Origin of the sequence: Exiguobacterium sp. SH3S1 (assembly GCF_004337105.1) — a bacterium.
In the GTDB taxonomy this organism is placed as follows: Bacteria; Bacillota; Bacilli; order Exiguobacteriales; family Exiguobacteriaceae; genus Exiguobacterium; species Exiguobacterium aurantiacum_A.
Genome location: NZ_SJUW01000001.1, coordinates 443463 through 462150, shown reverse-complemented (window position 1 = coordinate 462150; position 18688 = coordinate 443463). Strand labels below are relative to the sequence as shown.

Genomic DNA, 18688 nt, shown 5'->3' with positions numbered 1-18688 from the left:
ACGACATGGAAGAGCCTTTTTTTTACATCAAGTGCGTCAAATCAGAGGCGGACGTCGGATAGGCGAACTCTAAGTGCTTAACGTGTTGATGGCTGATATTGTTTTGTATAATGAACGAGAACAAGTTGATAAGCTCGGGCGCGTGTTGCCCGATCAAGTGAGCGCCGATGACGTGGCCGTCTTTGCTGAGCAAGACGCGCGAGAAGGCGGTCGCGTCATTGACCCGTTCATACGTAAGAAAGTGGGATATGTCATTATCCCTGCATTCATAGTCGATCCCGAGCGATTTCGCCTCGTCGACCGTCAAACCGACTTTGGCGATTGGCGGCGTCGTGAACACGACCGTCGGGGCCGGACGCTCCGGCAACGGACGTGTGTTGTTCCGCAACAGGTTAAGGGCGGCGATCCGTCCTTCTTGCCCGGCAAACGGGGTCAGCGCCGGGTTCGGGCTTTTGGCGACGTCGCCGGCCGCATAGACGTTCGCATTCGTCGTCTGTAAATAGTCGTTGACGGTGATCCCGTCCTTGTCCGCTTCGATGCCGGCCGCATCCAACCGCAGCCGCTCGATACTCGGGATACGCCCCGTGGCGTTAAGGACGAGTCCTTCTAGGGTAGAGTCATCTGATAATGTCAAGATGTTCCCGTCGAGCTTGACGGGCTCGAGCCCGAACCGGACGTCGACGCCGATGTGGACCGTCTCATCGAGGAGCCGCTTCACAATTTTTCGGTCGAATTGTTTAAGCGCCCGCGACCGGATGAGGAGCGTGACAGCGCTGCCGAACCGGCGGAGAATGTGCGCGAACTCGAACGCGATATATCCGGCACCGACGATGGTAATCCGCTCGGGCACGTTCTCGAGGTCGAACACGTCGTCGCTCGTGATGGCGCCGCCTCCGCCCGGGATGTCGAGCGGGCGCGGGATTTGGCCGGTCGCGATCAAAAACTGATGCGCCGAGATCTCATGGCCTTCGATGACGATCGAGTCTTCATCAATAAAGTGGGGCTCGCCCTCGTATAAGTCAATGTCATCTTCTTTCCACTTGTGCATCTTCGTCGTCGGGATGGCGAAGCGGTATTCATCGACACGGCGCTTGAAGGCGTGCCAGTCGAGCGTGATGTCTCCTTTGACGCCGAGCGGTTTCATGCGTTCGACTTTGGCGATGAGTTCCGCCCCTTCCGCGAGCATCTTTTTCGGATCGCACCCGCGTTGTGGGCACGTCCCGCCGAACGTCCAATTCTCGACGATGGCAATCCGTTTACCGGCGTCGCGTAAAATGTTCGCGGCTTGGCTCGCTGCCGGACCGCTGCCGATGATGATTACGTCATATCGTTTCATCAAAAACCCTCCCTCTGAGACTACACCAATTTTTTCCCGTCTTGGAGGAAGCTAAACTGAGGTGATAAAATTTGAGTCAAACTGACCACATTAAACATAAATTGGCGCTGCTCCCGGACGACCCAGGCTGTTACTTGCATAAAAACGAGTATGGCGAGGTCGTCTACGTCGGGAAAGCGAAAAACTTAAAGAACCGCGTCCGCTCGTACTTTACCGGGGCACACGACATTAAGACGATGCGTCTCGTCGCCGAGATCCGTGACTTCGAATATATCGTCACGGCGAGCGAGCTCGAGGCGCTCTTGCTCGAGATGACGCTCATTAAAAAGCATGACCCGAAATACAACATCCGGTTGAAAGACGACAAGTCGTATCCGTATATTAAAGTCACGAACGAGCCGTACCCGCGGCTGCTCACGACGCGGAAGCTGAAACGGGACGGGGGCCATTACTTCGGCCCTTACCCGAACGCCTACGCCGCTAACGAGACGAAACGGTTGCTCGACAAGCTGTATCCGCTCCGGAAATGTCAGCCGATGCCACGGAAGCTCTGTCTGTACTACCACATCGGCCAATGTCTCGGACCGTGTGAACTCGCGGTCGACACCGACGAGCAGAAGTCGATCGTCCAAGAGATTCGCCGTTTCTTGAACGGGGAGACGAGCGAGACGCTCGCCAAGCTCCAAGTCGATATGCACCGGGCGGCCGAGGACATGCAGTTCGAGCGGGCGGCCGAGCTCCGCGATCAGATCCGGGCCGTCGAATCGATCATGAACAAACAGAACATGATCACGGCCGACCCGACGGCGCGCGACGTCTTCGGCTATACGCTCGACCGCGGCTGGATGTGCGTCCAAGTGTTCTATATGCGCGGCGGCAAGCTGATCGAACGCGACGTCTCGCTGTTCCCGCTCCACGGGGAACCGTCAGAAGAACTCGAGAGCTTCATCGTCCAGTTCTATGAGCAGAACGTGTTGCCGAAAGAAGTGCTCGTCCCGGAGATCGTCCGCATCGATCTATTGAACGAGGCGCTCGGGACGAAAGTGATGCAACCGAAACGCGGGGCGAAACGACAGTTGCTCGAGCTCGCGACGAAGAACGCGAGCATCGCCTTGAACGAGAAGTTCGAGCTGCTTGCGCGCGATGAAGAACGGACGTTGCTCGCGATGCGTGAGCTCGGTGAGGCGATCGGCATCCCGAACTTATCTCGCGTCGACATCATCGATAACGCCAACATCCAAGGGGCTGACGCCGTCTCGGCGCTCGTCGTCTTCGAGGACGGCAAGCCGCTCAAAAAAGAATACCGGAAGTACAAGATCCGGACCGTCCAAGGACCGGACGATTACGAGACGATGCGTGAAGTCGTCCGCCGCCGTTTCCGACGGCTGTTGACCGAGGAGAAACGTCTGCCGGATCTTTTATTGATCGATGGGGGACTCGGCCAGTTAAACGCCGCCCTTGACGTGTTGCAGAACGAGTTCGGCCTCGATTTGCCGGTCGGCTCGCTGAAGAAGGATGACCGCCACCGGACGAGCCAGCTTCTGTTCGGCGAAGGCGGCGATGTCGTCGAATTGAACTCGCGGTCAAGCGCGTTCTATCTGCTCCAGCGGATGCAAGACGAGGTTCACCGTTTCGCCATCACGTTCCACCGCAGCTTGCGGACGAAGAAGATGACGCAGTCGGTACTCGACGATATCCCGGGTGTCGGACCGAAGCGGCGTCAGCAACTGATCCGTCATTTCGGGTCGATGAAACAGATCCGCCTCGCCTCGCTCGAACAGTTGAAGGAAGCAGGCCTGCCGGAGAAGTTGGCTGAGACCGTAATCCAATACGTCCATGAGGAGACGGACGAATGAGAGAGTGTGTGTCGCAAGCGATTCCTGCAATCGCCCGTCCTGTCGTCGCGGCATTCATTAAACGCGTGCACAAGATCGTATCTCCCATTGAGCACCTGTATTTACATGGGTCCATCGCGATGGGAGGGTTTCATCCGGAACATAGTGATCTTGATTTTTTGATTGTCACAAGCCGTCCGCTGTCTCCTGAGGAGAAGCTGGCACTGACGCGTCTTTGTCTCGTGACATCAAACGAGCCATATCCAATCGAGCTGAGCGTACTCACGGTTCGTGATTTGACCGCCTGGCGACATCCGAGTCCATTCGATTTTCACTATAGCGAAGGATGGCGTACGCGCTTCGAGTCGGCGCTTCGGAACCGGGGCGTGGCGATGCTCCAATCAGGGATGACCGACCCAGACTTGGCGGCTCATGTGCGAGTCACATGTGAAAGAGGTCTCGTCCTCTATGGCGAAGCGCTCAAGGATGTGATTGTCGGCTTCAAGGAAGCAGATTATATGGACGCTCTTATGTGCGATGCAAACGACTGTCTCGACTCGATTCATGACACGCCGGTGTATAGCGTGCTCAATCTTACCCGCGTTTTGGCATACTGCTCAGATCGCCTCGTGTTATCGAAACAGGAAGCACTCGACTGGGCGAGCCACAGGAAGTTTCCGTCAGAATATGTCCAGACACTCAAGAAAGCTTCGGTGTCTTATGCGGGTGGTGAAATCTACTTTTCCGCAAACGAGTTGGATGCGTTCCGCGAATTTGCACACCGGAAACTCCAAGCTATATGAAGAAGAGCCGATGCGGTCGCATCGGCTCTTCTTATTCGTACGTATCTTTTCGGTCTAACTGGACGGTGATGTGGACGGTCTGACGCCCCGGATCGGCATAGCCTTCGGCGACGCATTGGAAACGACCGGCAATCTGTTCGGCCAAAAAACCAGCCTCGAGCTGGTAATATCCGTTCGCTTTCTCTTGGGTCGCAGGCGGCGGAGTGAGTTCAAACACGAACTTGCTCTCTTTTTCTTTCACGAGCGTCAACTGCCCCCAACCGGCTTCCGAAAAGAACGCGGTCAGTTCTTCATTCGGCATCGTCGGGAATTTGCGGGCGACCCGTTTCCCGGACCAATAGATGACTTGGGCATAATCGTCTCCAAGCAAATCTGTCAACACATAGTCGCGAAGCAGTTCGATCGCGAAAGTGGGTTGGCTCATCGTTTCCATTTTTCTTCCATCACTCCAATCTCTCTATACTATTATAACGACCAATTTGGATTTGGTCACCGGGTATTTTCTAAAAGAATGTGGGACAAATCGGCTAGGTTATCTTGTCATACAAATTTCACAAGAGTAGAATAGGAGACATAAAGCTATATTTACATTTGAAAACGCTTTTATTTACAAAACGAGCCAAGGGCTCGTGAAAAGGGGGAACTAGAATGGCAGCGCGTCGTGACTATTTCAGTCGTAAAGTCCATTCGCTACTTGGGGTCATTCCAATCGGTCTGTTTTTGATCGTCCATTTGTCGGTCAACTACTATATCGTCGATGGGGTGGAGTCGTTCAACAAGGCAGCAAAATTTATGGAGAGCTTACCGTACTTGTACTTCCTTGAAGTGACAATCATTGCTTTGCCGATGATTTTCCATGGTGTGTACGGCGTGTATTACGCCTTCCTCGGTTCGGTCAACACGAACCGATACTCGTACGCGCGGAACTGGATGTACATGATCCAACGCTTCACGGGCGTATTCCTCGTCATCTTCATCGCGTGGCACGTTTGGGAAACGCGCTTGGCGAAGTTGCGTGGCGTCGAGGTCAATGCGGAGATGATGCAAAACATCGTCGACAACCCGCTCATGCTCATCTTCTACATAGTCGGGATCCTCTCGGCTACGTTCCACTTCGCGAACGGTCTCTGGTCGTTTGCCATCACGTGGGGAATCACACAGTCGCCGCGTTCACAACACTTCATGAGCTACGTCTCTGGAGCTGTGTTCTTGGCACTATCTTTTGTCGGCATCCGTTCAATCTTGACGTTCGCGGGCATCTTGTAATAGGGGGAAATGTATATGGCAAATCAAAGTTTGATCGTCATCGGTGGCGGTCTGGCTGGACTCATGGCGACAATCAAGTCGGCAGAGATGGGTGTTCCGGTTAAACTATTCTCGCTTGTACCGGTCAAGCGTTCACATTCAGTTTGTGCTCAAGGTGGTATCAACGGAGCCGTCAACACGAAAGGGGAAGGGGATTCTACTTGGCAACACTTCGATGACACGGTCTATGGCGGGGACTTCCTTGCCAACCAACTGCCAGTCCAAAAGATGGCGGAAGCGGCACCGAAGATCATCCACATGTTCGACCGGATGGGCGTCATGTTCAACCGGACGCCGGAAGGTCTGCTCGACTTCCGCCGCTTCGGGGGCACGCTCTATCATCGGACGGCTTACGCCGGCGCGACGACAGGGCAACAGCTCTTGTACGCGCTAGACGAACAAGTCCGTCGCTTCGAGGCGCAAGGTCTCGTCGAGAAATATGAGGGCTGGGAGTTTCTCCGTGCCATCGTCGACGAAACGGGTATCTGCCGCGGTGCGGTCTGTCAGGATTTACGCTCGATGGAAATTAAAGCGTTTCCATCGGATGCGGTCATCCTCGCGACAGGCGGCCCAGGTGTCATCTTCGGCAAATCGACGAACTCGGTCATCAACACAGGGCAAGCGGCCGGTGCGGTTTACCGCCAAGGTGCCGTCTACGCCAACGGGGAGTTCATCCAAATCCACCCGACGGCGATCCCAGGGGACGACAAGCTTCGGCTCATGAGTGAGTCGGCGCGTGGAGAAGGTGGACGTGTTTGGACATACAAAGACGGAAAACCTTGGTACTTCCTTGAAGAGAAGTATCCGGACTACGGCAACCTCGTACCGCGTGATATCGCGACACGTGAGATTTTCGAAGTCTGCGTCAACCAAAAGCTCGGCGTCAACGGCGAGAACATGGTCTATCTCGATTTGTCGCATAAAGATTCGAAAGAACTCGACATCAAGCTCGGCGGTATTCTTGAAATTTATGAGAAGTTCGTCGGCGACGATCCGCGTAAAGTACCGATGAAGATCTTCCCGGCCGTTCACTATTCGATGGGCGGACTATGGGTCGACTACGATCAAATGACGAACATCCCAGGGCTGTTCGCAGCCGGCGAGTGTGACTATTCGATGCACGGGGCGAACCGTCTCGGCGCGAACTCACTCTTGTCTGCTGTGTACGGCGGGATGGAGGCCGGTCCTGCGGCGGTCAACTATATGCGCGGTCTTGACCAAGCGACCGAGAGCGTGCCAGAAGCGCTCTTCAACTTCAACGAACGTGAAGAAATCGAGCGGTTCAATGACATCCTCGCGATGGAAGGTACGGAGAACGCCTACCAGATTCACCGGGAACTCGGCGAACTCATGACTGACAACGTCACGGTCGTTCGTTACAACGATAAGCTCGAAGCGACAGACTTGAAGCTACGCGAGCTACGCGAACGCTTCAACAACATCTCAGCGACCGATACGGCGCGCTGGAGCAACCAAGGTGCCTCGTTCATCCGTCAACTCGACCACATGCTCGACCTCGCGCGCGTCATCACGCTCGGCGCCCTTAAACGCGACGAGAGCCGTGGCGCTCATTACAAACCGGACTTCCCGGAACGGAATGACGAGTTGTTCATGAAGACGACGATGGCACGTTACAACGAAGGGGAAGTCGATATCTCGTTTGAAGAGATCGACGTTTCGTTAATCCCGCCACGTAAACGGGATTACTCGAAGAAAGGGGCGAAGACGAAATGACGACGCCGATGCAGTCTGAGCATAAAGATATTCGTTTTATCATCGAACGCCAGGACGGTCCGGATCAAGCGACCTACTCGGAAGAGTTCTCGGTCCCATATCGTCCGAACATGAACGTCATCTCGGCGCTCATGGAGATCCGCCGCAACCCGGTCAACGCCGAAGGCAACAAGACGACACCGATCAACTGGGATATGAACTGTCTCGAGGAAGTGTGCGGCGCTTGTTCGATGATCATCAACGGCAAGCCGCGCCAGTCGTGTACGGCGCTCGTCGATAAACTCGAGCAGCCGATCCGCCTTGCTCCGATGAAGACGTTCCCGGTCATCCGTGATCTTCAAGTCGACCGTCAGCGCATGTTCGACGCTTTGAAAAAAGTGAAGGCATGGGTACCAATCGATGGCACGTACGACCTCGGTCCAGGGCCGCGGATGCCAGAGAACAAACGTCAATGGGCGTATGAACTATCGAAATGTATGACGTGCGGTGTCTGCCTCGAGGCTTGCCCGAACGTCAACGACAAGTCGAGCTTCATCGGCCCGGCCGCGATCTCACAAGTCCGTCTCTTCAACTCGCATCCGACCGGCGCTTTCCACGCGGAAGAACGTCTCGAAGCGCTCATGGAAGACGGGGGCATCATGCAGTGCGGAAACGCACAAAACTGTGTCGAAGTTTGTCCGAAAGGCATTCCGCTCACGACGTCAATCGCCGCGATGAACCGTCAGACGACGCTTCACTCGTTCAAACAGTTCTTCGGCAGCGACAAAGGTCGCACCGGTTCTGCGGTCGAGGCGTAACGTTTGTCGATGCCAAAGTATTTTCGGGAACCCGGTTGGGAAACGCGTGTCAGGTCAGGAATCGAGCTCGACGTCAAAGTCCGCTTTTCGGAGTGCGACCCGTACGGCCATATGAATAACACGATCCCGTTCATCTATTTTGAGGATGCGCGGATTGAGCTGCTCGAAGCGACAGGATTTTCCTTGAAAGACGGCTTCGTCGTCGTGGCGGACGCCCAGTGCGATTACGTCCGACAAGTGATGCCGCGGCAACTGTTGAAAGTGTATGCCAATGTCTTGACGGTCGGAAACACTTCATGTGATATTCATTACGGCGCATATGATGGAGATCAACTCATGTTCGCGGGCCGTACGAGCCTCGTGCATTTGTCAAAAGCCGGTCGCCCGGCCGAATGGACTCCAGAATATAAAAATCGCTTGCAGAATTTTTGCGAATCCGCTATCATTTGATAATGAGTTCACAAACAAAAATTTCTGCCGGTTCGCCTGCAGAATTCAGATTTGAAGGGAGACTATCACGTCATGGAAAAAACATTCACAGTCGTTGCTGATTCAGGAATCCACGCTCGTCCAGCTACTCAGTTGGTCAACACAGCTTCTAAGTTCCAATCAGATATCAACCTTGAGTACAACGGTAAGACAGTTAACTTGAAGTCGATCATGGGTGTACTTTCACTCGGAATCGCTAAAGATTCAACAATCAAGATCACTGCAGCAGGAGACGATGCAGAAGAAGCGGTTAACACGCTTTCTGACATGCTCACTAGCGAAGGTCTTGCTCAGTAATTCGGGCAACGGACGAGGCGGCCAATCGGCTACCTCGTCTTTTTTTGTTTGTCATGACACCGTTTCTTTTTTGGATACGGCTTTTTTGGTAAGATAGATGGGAATGGAAGTGATATTCATGAAACGAGCGATTGGAGTACTCGATTCAGGTGTTGGCGGTTTGACCGTGGTCAAAGAACTGATCCGCCAGCTGCCGAAAGAAGAAATCATCTATATCGGCGACACGGAGCGCTGTCCGTATGGGCCGCGCCCGCACGATGAGATTGAAGCATATACGTGGGAATTGATTGAATTCCTATTAGAGAAAGACGTCAAGATGATCGTCATCGCCTGCAACACGGCGACGGCCGTCGTCTTGAAAGAAGCGCGCAAACGCCTCAACATCCCGGTCATCGGTGTCATCGACCCGGGCGCCCGGGCTGCCGTCAAAGGCACGCGCAACAAACATATCGGTGTTATCGGCACGAAGATGACGGTCGAAAGCAATTCGTACGAGACGGCGCTCCGTCACGTCGCGGGCGAGATTGATGTCTATTCGCTCGCTTGCCCGCCGTTCGTCCCGCTCGTCGAAGCGGGCGAACTGAGCGGCGAACGCGTCCGGTCGATCGTCGCCGAGACGATCCTGCCGCTCCAAGCTTCGGAGATGGACACGCTCATCCTCGGGTGCACCCATTATCCGTTGCTTGCGCCGGTCATCCAAGACGTCGTCGGACCCGATGTCCATTTGATTTCGTCAGGTGATGAGACGGCGCTCGAAGTGGCGGCGATCCTTGATTTTAAAGAACTTGAGAACGATTTGGATACCGTCCCGACGCATCAGTTTTATGCGACCGGGGATGTCGCCATCTTCAACCGATTGGCGACAGAGTGGCTTGGCCAACCCGTGAAAGCGGAGAAAGTAGAGGTGTCTGGTGTCGATGCGTAACGAAAGACAACATGATGAACTGCGGACCGTTGAGATCATTCCGCACGTGAACAAACATGCCGAAGGCTCGGTCTTGATCTCGATCGGGGACACGAAAGTGATCTGTACGGCGACGGTCGAAGAACGCGTCCCAAACTTCCTGCGCGGGAAGAAACAGGGCTGGATCAACGCCGAGTACGCGATGCTGCCACGGGCGACGGGTAACCGGACCGTCCGGGAATCCGTTCGCGGTAAGCAGACAGGACGGACGATGGAGATTCAACGGTTGATTTCGCGCTCGCTCCGTTCGGTCGTCGACTTGGAACGGCTCGGTGAACGGACGATCTGGATCGATTGTGACGTCATCCAAGCAGATGGTGGCACACGGACAGCGTCGATCACAGGCGGTTTTTGTGCGCTCGTGCTCGCGATCGACGCGCTCATCCGTCAAGGCAAACTCGGCGACACGCCGATCAAAGAAGGCGTCGCCGCCATCTCGGTCGGTCGGACGAACGAGCTGTTGCTCGACTTGAACTATGAAGAAGATGCGGCGGCCGAAGTTGACATGAACGTCGTCATGACGGCGAGCGGACGCTTCGTCGAAGTGCAAGGCACGGGTGAAGAAGCGACGTTCACGCTGCAAGAAATGAATGAGATGCTACAGATGGCCCAAGGCGGGATCGAGACGCTGTTCAAAGCAGCAGAAGACGCACTCGGTGCCTCATGGTGGTATGTCGGGGAACAAATGGAGGAAACGATATGAAACTGATTGTCGCGACACGCAACAAAGGGAAAGTGGTTGAAATCGAAGGGATGCTCACGCCGCTCGGCTTTGAAGTCGAGTCGCTCTTGGACTATCCGGATGCACCGGAAACGGATGAGACGGGCACGACGTTCGAAGCGAACGCCGAACTGAAAGCGACCGAGGCGGCCCGTTACTTTGGGCACGCCGTCCTCGCCGACGACTCGGGGCTTGAAGTCGATGCGCTCGACGGTGCCCCAGGCGTCTATTCGGCCCGCTTCGCCGGTCCTGAGAAGTCGGACGCGGCGAACAACGCGCTCCTGCTCGAGAAGTTGAACGGGGCGAACGACCGCTCGGCCCGCTTCGTCTGCGCACTCTGCCTCGCCAAACCGACAGGCGAGACGTTGACGGTGCGCGGGGCAATCGAAGGCACGATCGGCTATGCGCCCCACGGGGAAAATGGATTCGGTTACGACCCGCTCTTTATCGTCCCGTCGCTCCATAAGACGGCAGCAGAGCTCGAGCGTGACGAAAAGGCGGCGGTCAGTCACCGCGGACAGGCGTTAAGAAAACTAGAGGCAGAAATCATTCCATTTATGAAAGGTTGAGGTGTATGCGTTTTCTCGTAGTCAGTGACAGTCACGGATTGACAGACGAACTATCGACTATCTTTACTCGGCATGAAACTGAGATTGAGGACGCGTTTCATTGCGGCGACTCCCAGCTCGCGCTCGTCGACGAGCACTTGTTGCCGTATCGGACCGTCCGCGGGAACTGTGACTTCGGGGGCGACTTGCCGCTCGAACGGGTCGAAGAGACACCTGAAGGTACGGTTTTAATCGTCCACGGCCATCACCATGACGTGAAGTTCGATTTGAACCGGTTGCGTTATCGGGCCGAGGAAATCGGGGCGAACGTCGTCTTGTACGGCCACTCGCACGTGGCCGGGGCCGTCATCGAAGACGGTGTGCTCTACGTGAACCCTGGCTCGATCCGGATGCCGCGCGGACGCTCGGACAAGACGTACGCGTTGATCGACCTTGACGCCGGTCAGGCAGCGGTCCGGTTTTACCGGTCTGAGGACGGGACGCCCGTCGAAGATTTGGACTTGTCCGGACAACTTTGAACAAAACAGAAAGAACCAATTGACAGCAAAGCATTTTTCTATTATAGTTTTCTTGTCAATGTCCCAATAGCTCAGCTGGATAGAGCAACGCCCTTCAAGACAAATAGGAGCCTTTATAGGGAAACAGAAACCTATAGAGTGGACGACACTATATCGGTGAAGCCTTAACAGATCATGCTGATGGTAATACCGAGGAAACTTGTATCCTTTCGAGGTCAAGGTGGTTCAAAGGACTAAAGGGTCAGCCTTTAGAGGTAGAACCATTGAAGGAACAATTTGTTCGTGAGGTTCCGTAGAGACTACACGTGTCGCACCTGAAATGGTGAAGATATAGTCCAGACTACAAACAACATGCGTTGGTGGCGAAAGCCATGGTGGTAAGCTAAGGCGTCGGTCGGGGGTTCGAATCCCTCTTGGGACACTTCCATTTAAAATAGAGATAGCCTCCACGGAGGTTGTCTCTTTTTTCGTTTTCCGGGGTATTGATTGACAACGCAGCAATTCCTAAGGAAGATGGAGATGGATGGAAGAAAGGGTGTGTGAAGATGGAAAAAGAGCGGGAGTACCCGTTTCCAGGGAACTGGTCGCGGCTGCAGAAGATGATTCAAGAAGCGGACGCGGCCGGGGAGCGGCAACGGGTCGAGCCGATCCTATGGGATTGGTACGCGGCCGTCAAAGGCGATCAGTTTATTTTCATGGAAATTTTTCAATGTTTGATGGAGCGTCCGGAAGAGCCGGAAACGCTTGAAAAACTCGAAGAACTCGTCACGACGCAGATTCATGAGGCAGAAGAACCGGCAGCCGGCGGGCTTCAAATTGCCCAGTACTACATCATGCGTGACCAACCTTTCGAGGCGGCACACTGGATCCATCAATATTTAGAGTGGCAAGACAAGGCCGATCAAGTGAACACCCAAGCTTACCAAGTGCTCCAAGTACTTAAGATGACCGAGTTTCCGGCGGCCATCGCCAAACTGAAACGGACGGTTCATCGTGGCAGTGTCGGGGAACAGATTGAACTGCTCGAGCACGTCCATTTCAATATCGATGACGTACTCGACAACGTATTGAAGGGACTGCTCCTTGAAGATCGCCCGAAATTGATGAAGCTGATCGTGCTCGAAAAAGCGTTCGAAGAACTGTCCGTCATCGAATGGGTCGACCTCGAAACGCATCATCGGCTGACGCAGGCAGAGGCACAGGTGAAGATGGACGAATGGGAGCATGCGGTCCATGATTTGCAGAAGGCCGTCAAAGGCGACGAAATCGCGACGCAACTGCTCATGAACTACATGTATACGCACTATCCGTTCACACCGGGTGAGGCATCTGAAATCGAAACAGCCGTCGTGAGAGCGAAAGCAGCGATCCTGAACGATGAAGGAACAGACGGGCTCGCGGCTGAAATTTTAGAGGCGGATATCCGTTTCACGCAAGCGTTTCTAGACTAAATCCTTGTGTGCAGTCACCGGATTTATGCTATAATACTGATTGTTGTACATTTTTGTACGGTATAGAAGAATAAACGAATTTGTTGGAGGGACTTAGCATGACAGCAAAATGGGAAAAAACATCAGGTAGCCAAGGCGTACTCACGTACGAAGCACCTGCAGAAGCATTCAATAAAGCAGTCGACGCAGCATTTAAAGATGTCGTCAAAAACTTGAACGTACCTGGCTTCCGTAAAGGGAAATTGCCACGTCCAATGTTCAACAAAATGTACGGAGAAGAAGCACTCTTCCAAGATGCGCTTGATATCCTCTACCGTGACACAATCCAATCTGCAGTCGAAGAAGCTGGTTTCGAACCAATGGCTCTCGAAAACATCGACGTTGATGGCACACTCGAAAAAGGTCAGCCGGTTACTTTCAAAGTAACATTCGTGGTTGAACCAGAAGCTGAGCTCGGCGACTACAAAGGTCTCGAGTACGATGCTGTAGAAACGAACGTCACAGACGAAGAAGTCGCAGCAGAACTTGACGCCCTCAAAGAGCAAGGCGCAGAACTTGCTGTTAAAGAAGGCGCAGTCGAAAACGGCGATACAGCTGTCTTTGATTTCGCAGGTTTCGCTGAAGGCGAGCAATTCGAAGGTGGCACGGCTGAAAACTACACACTTGAAATCGGTTCAGGTCAATTCATTCCTGGATTCGAAGAGCAAATGGTAGGCATGACTGCTGGTGAAGAAAAAGACATCGAAGTAACATTCCCTGAAGAGTACCACGCTGACAACTTGGCGGGTAAACCAGCGACGTTCAAAGTCAAACTTCACGAAGTAAAAGCGAAGCAAGTTCCTGAGCTCGACGACGAGTTCGCAAAAGACATCGACGAGTCAGTAGCATCACTCGACGAGTTGAAAGCGAAAATTCGTGAGCGCTTAGAAGCTGCGAAGCAACAAGAAGCTGATGGCACGATGCGCGACCAACTCGTTGAGCAAGCAACTGCTAACGCGACAATCGACGTACCTGCAATCCTCATCGACCAAGAAGTAGACCGCATGGTTCAAGAGTTCGGTACTCGTGTATCTTCACAAGGCATCGACCTCAACATGTACTTCGAACTCACTGGCACAACAGAAGAAGCTATGCGTGAAGAGATGAAAGAGCAAGCTGAAGAGCGCGTTAAAGCTCGTCTCGTCTTGAAAGCAATCGCTGAAAAAGAAGCGATCGAAGTAACTGATGAAGATGCTGAGAAAGAACTCGAAGAAATGTCTAAACTCTACAACATCGCACCGGACCAACTCCGTACGATGCTCGCACCGCAAGGCGGAATCGAGACACTTAAAGGTGACCTCAAATTCCGTAAGGCGATCGACATCCTCGTTGAAACTGGTAAAGCGAAGTAATTAGATGAGAGGAGGGCGACTGCCACGCAGTCGTCCTTTTTTCTGTAATGACACTTTGTATGTGTTAATCTTTGATGTCGCTATATGTTCATGCTACAATTATTGCAACGCAGAGATGTAAATGTTTTTTCGTGAGTGCTTTGCACCTGAAAATACAAATAGGCGATTTATCGCACTTACATCCATTTTCATTCAGAAGGGGTGTACCGAATGTTCAAATTTAACGAGGAAAAGGGACAACTTAAATGCTCGTTTTGCGGGAAATCGCAAGAACAAGTCCGTAAACTAGTCGCCGGTCCTGGCGTATACATTTGTGACGAATGTATTGAACTTTGCAATGAAATCGTTGAGGAAGAGCTCGGTGTCGAAGAAGAAGTCGAATTCAAAGACATTCCAAAACCACAAGAGATCCGTAACGTCCTTGACGAGTATGTCATCGGCCAAGACCGGGCGAAACGTGCGCTTTCGGTAGCTGTCTATAACCACTATAAACGCATCAACGCCGGTGGCCGTTCTGATGATGTCGAACTTTCGAAGTCGAACATCGTCATGATCGGACCAACTGGTAGCGGTAAAACGCTTCTCGCTCAGACGATGGCTCGCGTCTTGAACGTCCCGTTCGCAATCGCGGATGCGACGAGCTTGACGGAAGCCGGTTACGTCGGGGAAGACGTCGAGAACATCTTGCTCAAGCTGATCCAATCGGCTGACTACGATGTCGAGAAGGCTGAAAAAGGGATTATCTATATCGATGAAATCGATAAGATTGCCCGCAAGTCGGAAAACCCATCGATCACGCGTGACGTGTCTGGTGAAGGGGTCCAACAAGCCTTGCTCAAGATTCTTGAAGGAACGACTGCGAGCGTACCGCCACAAGGTGGACGGAAGCATCCGCATCAAGAGTTCATCCAAATCGATACGACGAACATTCTCTTCATCGTCGGCGGCGCATTCGCCGGCATCGAAGCGGTCGTCAAACGCCGCATCGGGAAGAAAGTCATCGGTTTCGGGAACGAACAAGAAAATCGCGAGATGACGCAAGAAGACTTGCTCGCCCGCGCATTGCCGGAAGACCTTCAAAAATTCGGCTTGATCCCTGAATTTATCGGACGTCTACCGGTCATGGCGACGCTCATGACACTCGACGAGTCAGCGCTCGTCGAAATCTTGACGAAGCCGAAAAACGCGCTCGTCCGTCAGTACGTGAAGATGCTCGAACTCGACGATGTCGAACTCACGTTCACAGACGAGTCGTTGATTGAAATTGCCAAACTTGCGATCAAACGTAAGACAGGTGCACGTGGTCTCCGCTCGATTATCGAAGAAATGATGCTCGATGTGATGTTCACCGTCCCATCGCGTGACGATATCGAGAAAGTCATCATTACAGACGAAACGATTACGGGTCTTGCCGGTCCGAAATATGTTCTTCGTGATGGTACTGTCGAACAGACAGGGGACAACCAAGAAACAGCTTAAAGTTCTTAACGAAAAAGGCTCAAACACTCGGCACAACCGAGTTTTGGGCCTTTTTGCACAGGAGGCGTTGTAATGGAACAATTACCAATTCTTCCTTTGCGTGGAGTTGTCGTTTATCCGCTGATCGGAGTGACGATCGACGTCGGGCGACCGCTCTCATTACGAGCACTCCTTGCCGCAAAGGAACACGAGACAGACTTGATTGTCGTCACACAAAAAGAGACAGGCAAAGAATCACCTGAACCGGAAGACCTTTACGCGATCGGGACGCGGGTCCACATCGCCAAGATGAGCGAACTGTCGAACGATACGGTACGGGTCCGCCTCGTCGGGAAAGAACGCGTCAAAATCAACGCCGTCGAAGCGACGAAAGACGGCTGGTTTGCTGACGTCGACTCGCTCGAACTCGTTGAAGGGGAAGAAGTCGAGCGGACGGCACTCGTGCGGCTCTTGAAAGAACAGTTCGGCAAACTCGTCGGGACAATCAAAGGCTTGTCACCGGACGAGCGTCGTCGGTTTGAGATGTATGAGCGGCTCGAATCGCTCACTGACTACATCTCATCGAAACTCGATGTCGATGTCGACATTCGCCAAGCGATGCTTGAAGAACCAGACGCGGTCAAACGCGGGCTCGAACTGCTCGAGATCATGACGCACGAAGTCGAGATCATCGAGCTCGAACAAGAACTGCGTGAACGGACGAAGAAGACGATTGAACAAGCGCAAAAAGAGTACTACTTACGTGAACAGATGAAGACGATTCAACAAGAACTCGGGGACCAGTCGCAAGAGTCGGAACCGAACCGTCTCCTCGAGAAGCTCGAGGCGCTCGACTTGCCGGAAACGACACGGAAGAACGTCATGCGGGAAGCGGAGCGGTTGAATGTCGTCCCGGCGACGTCACCCGAGTACGCCGTCATTCGCAACTACCTCGATTGGATCGTCTCGCTGCCGTGGGGAATTGAAACCGAAGACAAATTGGACGTCAAACATGCGGCCGGCGTCCTCGACGACGACCATTACGGGCTCGAGTCGGTCAAAGAGCGAATCCTCGAATACTTGGCGGTCCGTCAATTGACGAACTCGCTGCGTGGACCGATCCTTTGTCTCTCCGGACCTCCCGGGGTCGGGAAGACGTCGCTTGCCCGCTCGATCGCTTCGGCGCTCGAACGTAACTTCGTCCGCGTCTCGCTCGGCGGGGTGCGTGACGAGGCCGAGATTCGCGGTCACCGCCGGACGTATATCGGCGCGATGCCAGGCCGGATCATCCGTGGCTTGAAGCAAGCTGAAAGTAAGAACCCGGTGTTCTTGCTCGATGAGATCGACAAGATGGCGTCGGACTTCCGGGGTGACCCGGCTTCGGCCATGCTCGAAGTGCTCGACCCGGAACAGAACGTCTCGTTCTCGGACCATTACATCGAGGAGCCGTTCGACTTGTCGAACGTGCTGTTCATCGCGACGGCGAACGACGTCTCGCAAATTCCGGCCCCGCTCCTCGACCGGATGGAACTCATTCAAATCGGCGGCTACACGGAGCTCGAAAAAGTTGAGATCGCGAAACGCCACTTGATTCCGAAACAATATAAAGAACACGGCTTGAAAAAGAGCCAACTCACGATTAAAGAAGACGCGCTCTATGAAGTCGTCCGCCGCTATACACGCGAGGCGGGCGTCCGCAACCTTGAGCGCGTCATCGGATCACTTTGCCGGAAAGCGGCGAAACAGATTGCGATCGGCGAGAAGAAACGTGTCACCGTGTCACTTAAAGGCTTAAGCGACTACCTCGGGAAACCGAAGTATCGTTACGGCAAAGGCGAGACGGAAGACTCGATCGGAGCGGTCACAGGCCTCGCTTACACGGCGTTCGGCGGCGATACGCTCACGATCGAAGTCGCGCTCGCACCGGGCAAAGGCAAGCTGCAGTTGACGGGGAAACTCGGCGACGTCATGCAGGAGTCGGCGCAGACGGCGTACAGTTACGTCCGCTCGAACGCGGAACGGTTCGGGATCGACCCGACGTTCTACGAGCGGCAAGACGTGCACATCCACGTCCCGGAAGGTGCCGTCCCGAAAGACGGGCCATCCGCCGGGATCACGATCGCGACGGCGCTCATCTCGGCCTTGACCGGGAAGAAAGTTCGGCGTGATATCGGGATGACCGGAGAGATCACGCTCCGCGGCCGTGTCCTGCCGATCGGCGGCTTGAAAGAAAAAGCGCTCGCCGCACATCGGGCCGGACTCACGACCATCATCATCCCGAAAGACAATGAACGTGACATCGATGACATTCAAGACACCGTCCGTGAAAAACTGACGTTCGTCCCGGTCACGATGCTCGATCAAGTATTAGAAGTAGCATTTGGAGGAAAACAATGAAAATCAATAAAGCAGAATTTATTACGAGTGCCGTGGCACCGGACCACTATCCGGTCCACGAGTTGCCAGAAGTCGCACTCGCCGGCCGTTCGAACGTCGGAAAATCGTCATTCATCAACAAGATCTGTCAGCGCAAAGCACTCGCCCGGACATCATCAAAACCGGGGAAGACGCAGACGCTGAACTTCTTCAACATCAATGACGAGATCATGTTCGTCGACGTCCCGGGCTACGGGTATGCCAAAGTTTCGAAGACCGAGCGTGAGAAGTGGGGCGTCATGATGGAGCAATACTTGACGTCGCAAAGCGCACTCAAAGGTGTCGTCCTCTTGGTCGATATCCGACACGAGCCGTCGGGTGATGACGTGACGATGTACAATTTCTTGAAACATTATGAGATTCCGGTTATCGTCGTCGCGACGAAACTCGATAAAATCAAGAAAGCGCAGCGCCAAAAACATGAGGCGGCTGTGAAACGGAAGCTTCAATTCGAATCGACTGACCGATTCGTCTCTTTCTCGGCCGAAACGGCGGAAGGAAAAGACGAAGCGTGGAAAGCCATCTACGATTTGTTGACGGACGACGAGGGATAACCCCCTCGTCTTTTTGTTTTTAGGGTTACG

At 53.7% G+C, this 18688-nt stretch carries 18 protein-coding genes; 16 read left to right on the top strand and 2 right to left on the bottom strand.

The window, feature by feature from the left end; all coding sequences use genetic code 11:
• Positions 1–22: 22 nt before the first annotated feature.
• On the bottom strand, positions 23–1336 hold the full coding sequence (locus EVJ26_RS02320) for a dihydrolipoyl dehydrogenase family protein (RefSeq protein WP_131469661.1): 1314 nt from the start codon (positions 1334–1336) through the stop codon (positions 23–25).
• A gap of 71 nt (positions 1337–1407) precedes the next feature.
• On the opposite strand from EVJ26_RS02320, the gene uvrC reads away from it, so the two are divergent.
• Positions 1408–3192, top strand: a complete 1785-nt coding sequence (uvrC, locus tag EVJ26_RS02315; RefSeq protein ID WP_131469660.1) for an excinuclease ABC subunit UvrC — start codon at positions 1408–1410, stop codon at positions 3190–3192.
• Positions 3189–3974: an aminoglycoside adenylyltransferase domain-containing protein gene (locus EVJ26_RS02310; protein ID WP_131469659.1), complete on the top strand. Its 786-nt coding sequence runs from the start codon at positions 3189–3191 to the stop codon at positions 3972–3974. The genes uvrC and EVJ26_RS02310 overlap by 4 nt, the downstream gene beginning before the upstream one ends.
• A 31-nt stretch (positions 3975–4005) precedes the next feature.
• Here the strand turns inward: EVJ26_RS02310 and EVJ26_RS02305 are convergent, their stop codons facing one another.
• Complete coding sequence (locus EVJ26_RS02305) at positions 4006–4398, bottom strand: YslB family protein (protein ID WP_236635484.1); 393 nt, start codon at positions 4396–4398, stop codon at positions 4006–4008.
• Positions 4399–4622: 224 nt separating this feature from the next.
• On the opposite strand from EVJ26_RS02305, the gene EVJ26_RS02300 reads away from it, so the two are divergent.
• From EVJ26_RS02300 to yihA, 14 genes are all read left to right on the top strand, one after another.
• Positions 4623–5240, top strand: coding sequence for a succinate dehydrogenase cytochrome b558 subunit (locus EVJ26_RS02300; protein ID WP_070327733.1), 618 nt, complete (start codon positions 4623–4625; stop codon positions 5238–5240).
• 15 nt (positions 5241–5255) lie between these two features.
• Positions 5256–7013 carry a succinate dehydrogenase flavoprotein subunit gene (gene sdhA, locus EVJ26_RS02295; RefSeq protein ID WP_131457418.1) on the top strand — a complete coding sequence of 586 codons (1758 nt, stop codon included), beginning with the start codon at positions 5256–5258 and terminating at the stop codon, positions 7011–7013.
• An 8-nt stretch (positions 7014–7021) separates the two neighbouring features.
• A complete protein-coding gene (gene sdhB, locus EVJ26_RS02290; protein WP_201738323.1) occupies positions 7022–7810 on the top strand; it encodes a succinate dehydrogenase iron-sulfur subunit in 789 nt (262 codons plus the stop codon).
• Between the two features lie 9 nt (positions 7811–7819).
• Positions 7820–8260 carry an acyl-CoA thioesterase gene (locus EVJ26_RS02285; RefSeq protein WP_131469259.1) on the top strand — a complete coding sequence of 147 codons (441 nt, stop codon included), beginning with the start codon at positions 7820–7822 and terminating at the stop codon, positions 8258–8260.
• Positions 8261–8332: 72 nt separating this feature from the next.
• A complete protein-coding gene (locus EVJ26_RS02280) occupies positions 8333–8596 on the top strand; it encodes a phosphocarrier protein HPr (protein ID WP_021066838.1) in 264 nt (87 codons plus the stop codon).
• Between the two features lie 118 nt (positions 8597–8714).
• Positions 8715–9521 (top strand): glutamate racemase, encoded by an 807-nt coding sequence (racE, locus tag EVJ26_RS02275; protein WP_131469257.1) that lies wholly within the window; start codon positions 8715–8717, stop codon positions 9519–9521.
• Entirely contained in the window at positions 9514–10263 is a 750-nt protein-coding gene (gene rph / locus EVJ26_RS02270) for a ribonuclease PH (RefSeq protein WP_071399353.1), read from the top strand. The genes racE and rph overlap by 8 nt, the downstream gene beginning before the upstream one ends.
• Positions 10260–10850, top strand: coding sequence for an XTP/dITP diphosphatase (locus EVJ26_RS02265; RefSeq protein WP_131457408.1), 591 nt, complete (start codon positions 10260–10262; stop codon positions 10848–10850). The genes rph and EVJ26_RS02265 overlap by 4 nt, the downstream gene beginning before the upstream one ends.
• Before the next feature lie 5 nt (positions 10851–10855).
• Positions 10856–11368, top strand: coding sequence for a metallophosphoesterase family protein (locus EVJ26_RS02260; protein WP_131469658.1), 513 nt, complete (start codon positions 10856–10858; stop codon positions 11366–11368).
• Positions 11369–11913: 545 nt separating this feature from the next.
• Positions 11914–12819, top strand: a complete 906-nt coding sequence (locus EVJ26_RS02255; protein WP_131469657.1) for a hypothetical protein — start codon at positions 11914–11916, stop codon at positions 12817–12819.
• Between the two features lie 98 nt (positions 12820–12917).
• Positions 12918–14210, top strand: coding sequence for a trigger factor (tig, locus tag EVJ26_RS02250; protein WP_070327725.1), 1293 nt, complete (start codon positions 12918–12920; stop codon positions 14208–14210).
• 210 nt (positions 14211–14420) lie between these two features.
• Positions 14421–15689 carry an ATP-dependent protease ATP-binding subunit ClpX gene (clpX, locus tag EVJ26_RS02245; RefSeq protein ID WP_016508522.1) on the top strand — a complete coding sequence of 423 codons (1269 nt, stop codon included), beginning with the start codon at positions 14421–14423 and terminating at the stop codon, positions 15687–15689.
• A 72-nt stretch (positions 15690–15761) separates the two neighbouring features.
• On the top strand, positions 15762–18065 hold the full coding sequence (lon, locus tag EVJ26_RS02240; protein ID WP_131457400.1) for an endopeptidase La: 2304 nt from the start codon (positions 15762–15764) through the stop codon (positions 18063–18065).
• Positions 18062–18658, top strand: coding sequence for a ribosome biogenesis GTP-binding protein YihA/YsxC (gene yihA / locus EVJ26_RS02235; protein ID WP_071399358.1), 597 nt, complete (start codon positions 18062–18064; stop codon positions 18656–18658). Before lon ends, yihA begins: the two co-directional genes overlap by 4 nt.
• Positions 18659–18688 lie beyond the last annotated feature (30 nt).

What these genes read in the sequence shown, in the direction of transcription:
- EVJ26_RS02310 (WP_131469659.1), top strand. Translation starts at nt 3,189, where the DNA reads ATGAGAGAGTGTGTGTCGCAAGCGATTCCTGCAATCGCCCGTCCTGTC.
- EVJ26_RS02320 (WP_131469661.1), bottom strand. Translation starts at nt 1,336, where the DNA reads ATGAAACGATATGACGTAATCATCATCGGCAGCGGTCCGGCAGCGAGC.
- yihA (WP_071399358.1), top strand. Translation starts at nt 18,062, where the DNA reads ATGAAAATCAATAAAGCAGAATTTATTACGAGTGCCGTGGCACCGGAC.
- sdhA (WP_131457418.1), top strand. Translation starts at nt 5,256, where the DNA reads ATGGCAAATCAAAGTTTGATCGTCATCGGTGGCGGTCTGGCTGGACTC.
- EVJ26_RS02305 (WP_236635484.1), bottom strand. Translation starts at nt 4,398, where the DNA reads ATGAGCCAACCCACTTTCGCGATCGAACTGCTTCGCGACTATGTGTTG.
- EVJ26_RS02300 (WP_070327733.1), top strand. Translation starts at nt 4,623, where the DNA reads ATGGCAGCGCGTCGTGACTATTTCAGTCGTAAAGTCCATTCGCTACTT.
- EVJ26_RS02265 (WP_131457408.1), top strand. Translation starts at nt 10,260, where the DNA reads ATGAAACTGATTGTCGCGACACGCAACAAAGGGAAAGTGGTTGAAATC.
- clpX (WP_016508522.1), top strand. Translation starts at nt 14,421, where the DNA reads ATGTTCAAATTTAACGAGGAAAAGGGACAACTTAAATGCTCGTTTTGC.
- EVJ26_RS02285 (WP_131469259.1), top strand. Translation starts at nt 7,820, where the DNA reads ATGCCAAAGTATTTTCGGGAACCCGGTTGGGAAACGCGTGTCAGGTCA.
- tig (WP_070327725.1), top strand. Translation starts at nt 12,918, where the DNA reads ATGACAGCAAAATGGGAAAAAACATCAGGTAGCCAAGGCGTACTCACG.
- rph (WP_071399353.1), top strand. Translation starts at nt 9,514, where the DNA reads ATGCGTAACGAAAGACAACATGATGAACTGCGGACCGTTGAGATCATT.
- EVJ26_RS02260 (WP_131469658.1), top strand. Translation starts at nt 10,856, where the DNA reads ATGCGTTTTCTCGTAGTCAGTGACAGTCACGGATTGACAGACGAACTA.
- lon (WP_131457400.1), top strand. Translation starts at nt 15,762, where the DNA reads ATGGAACAATTACCAATTCTTCCTTTGCGTGGAGTTGTCGTTTATCCG.
- EVJ26_RS02280 (WP_021066838.1), top strand. Translation starts at nt 8,333, where the DNA reads ATGGAAAAAACATTCACAGTCGTTGCTGATTCAGGAATCCACGCTCGT.
- sdhB (WP_201738323.1), top strand. Translation starts at nt 7,022, where the DNA reads ATGCAGTCTGAGCATAAAGATATTCGTTTTATCATCGAACGCCAGGAC.
- EVJ26_RS02255 (WP_131469657.1), top strand. Translation starts at nt 11,914, where the DNA reads ATGGAAAAAGAGCGGGAGTACCCGTTTCCAGGGAACTGGTCGCGGCTG.
- racE (WP_131469257.1), top strand. Translation starts at nt 8,715, where the DNA reads ATGAAACGAGCGATTGGAGTACTCGATTCAGGTGTTGGCGGTTTGACC.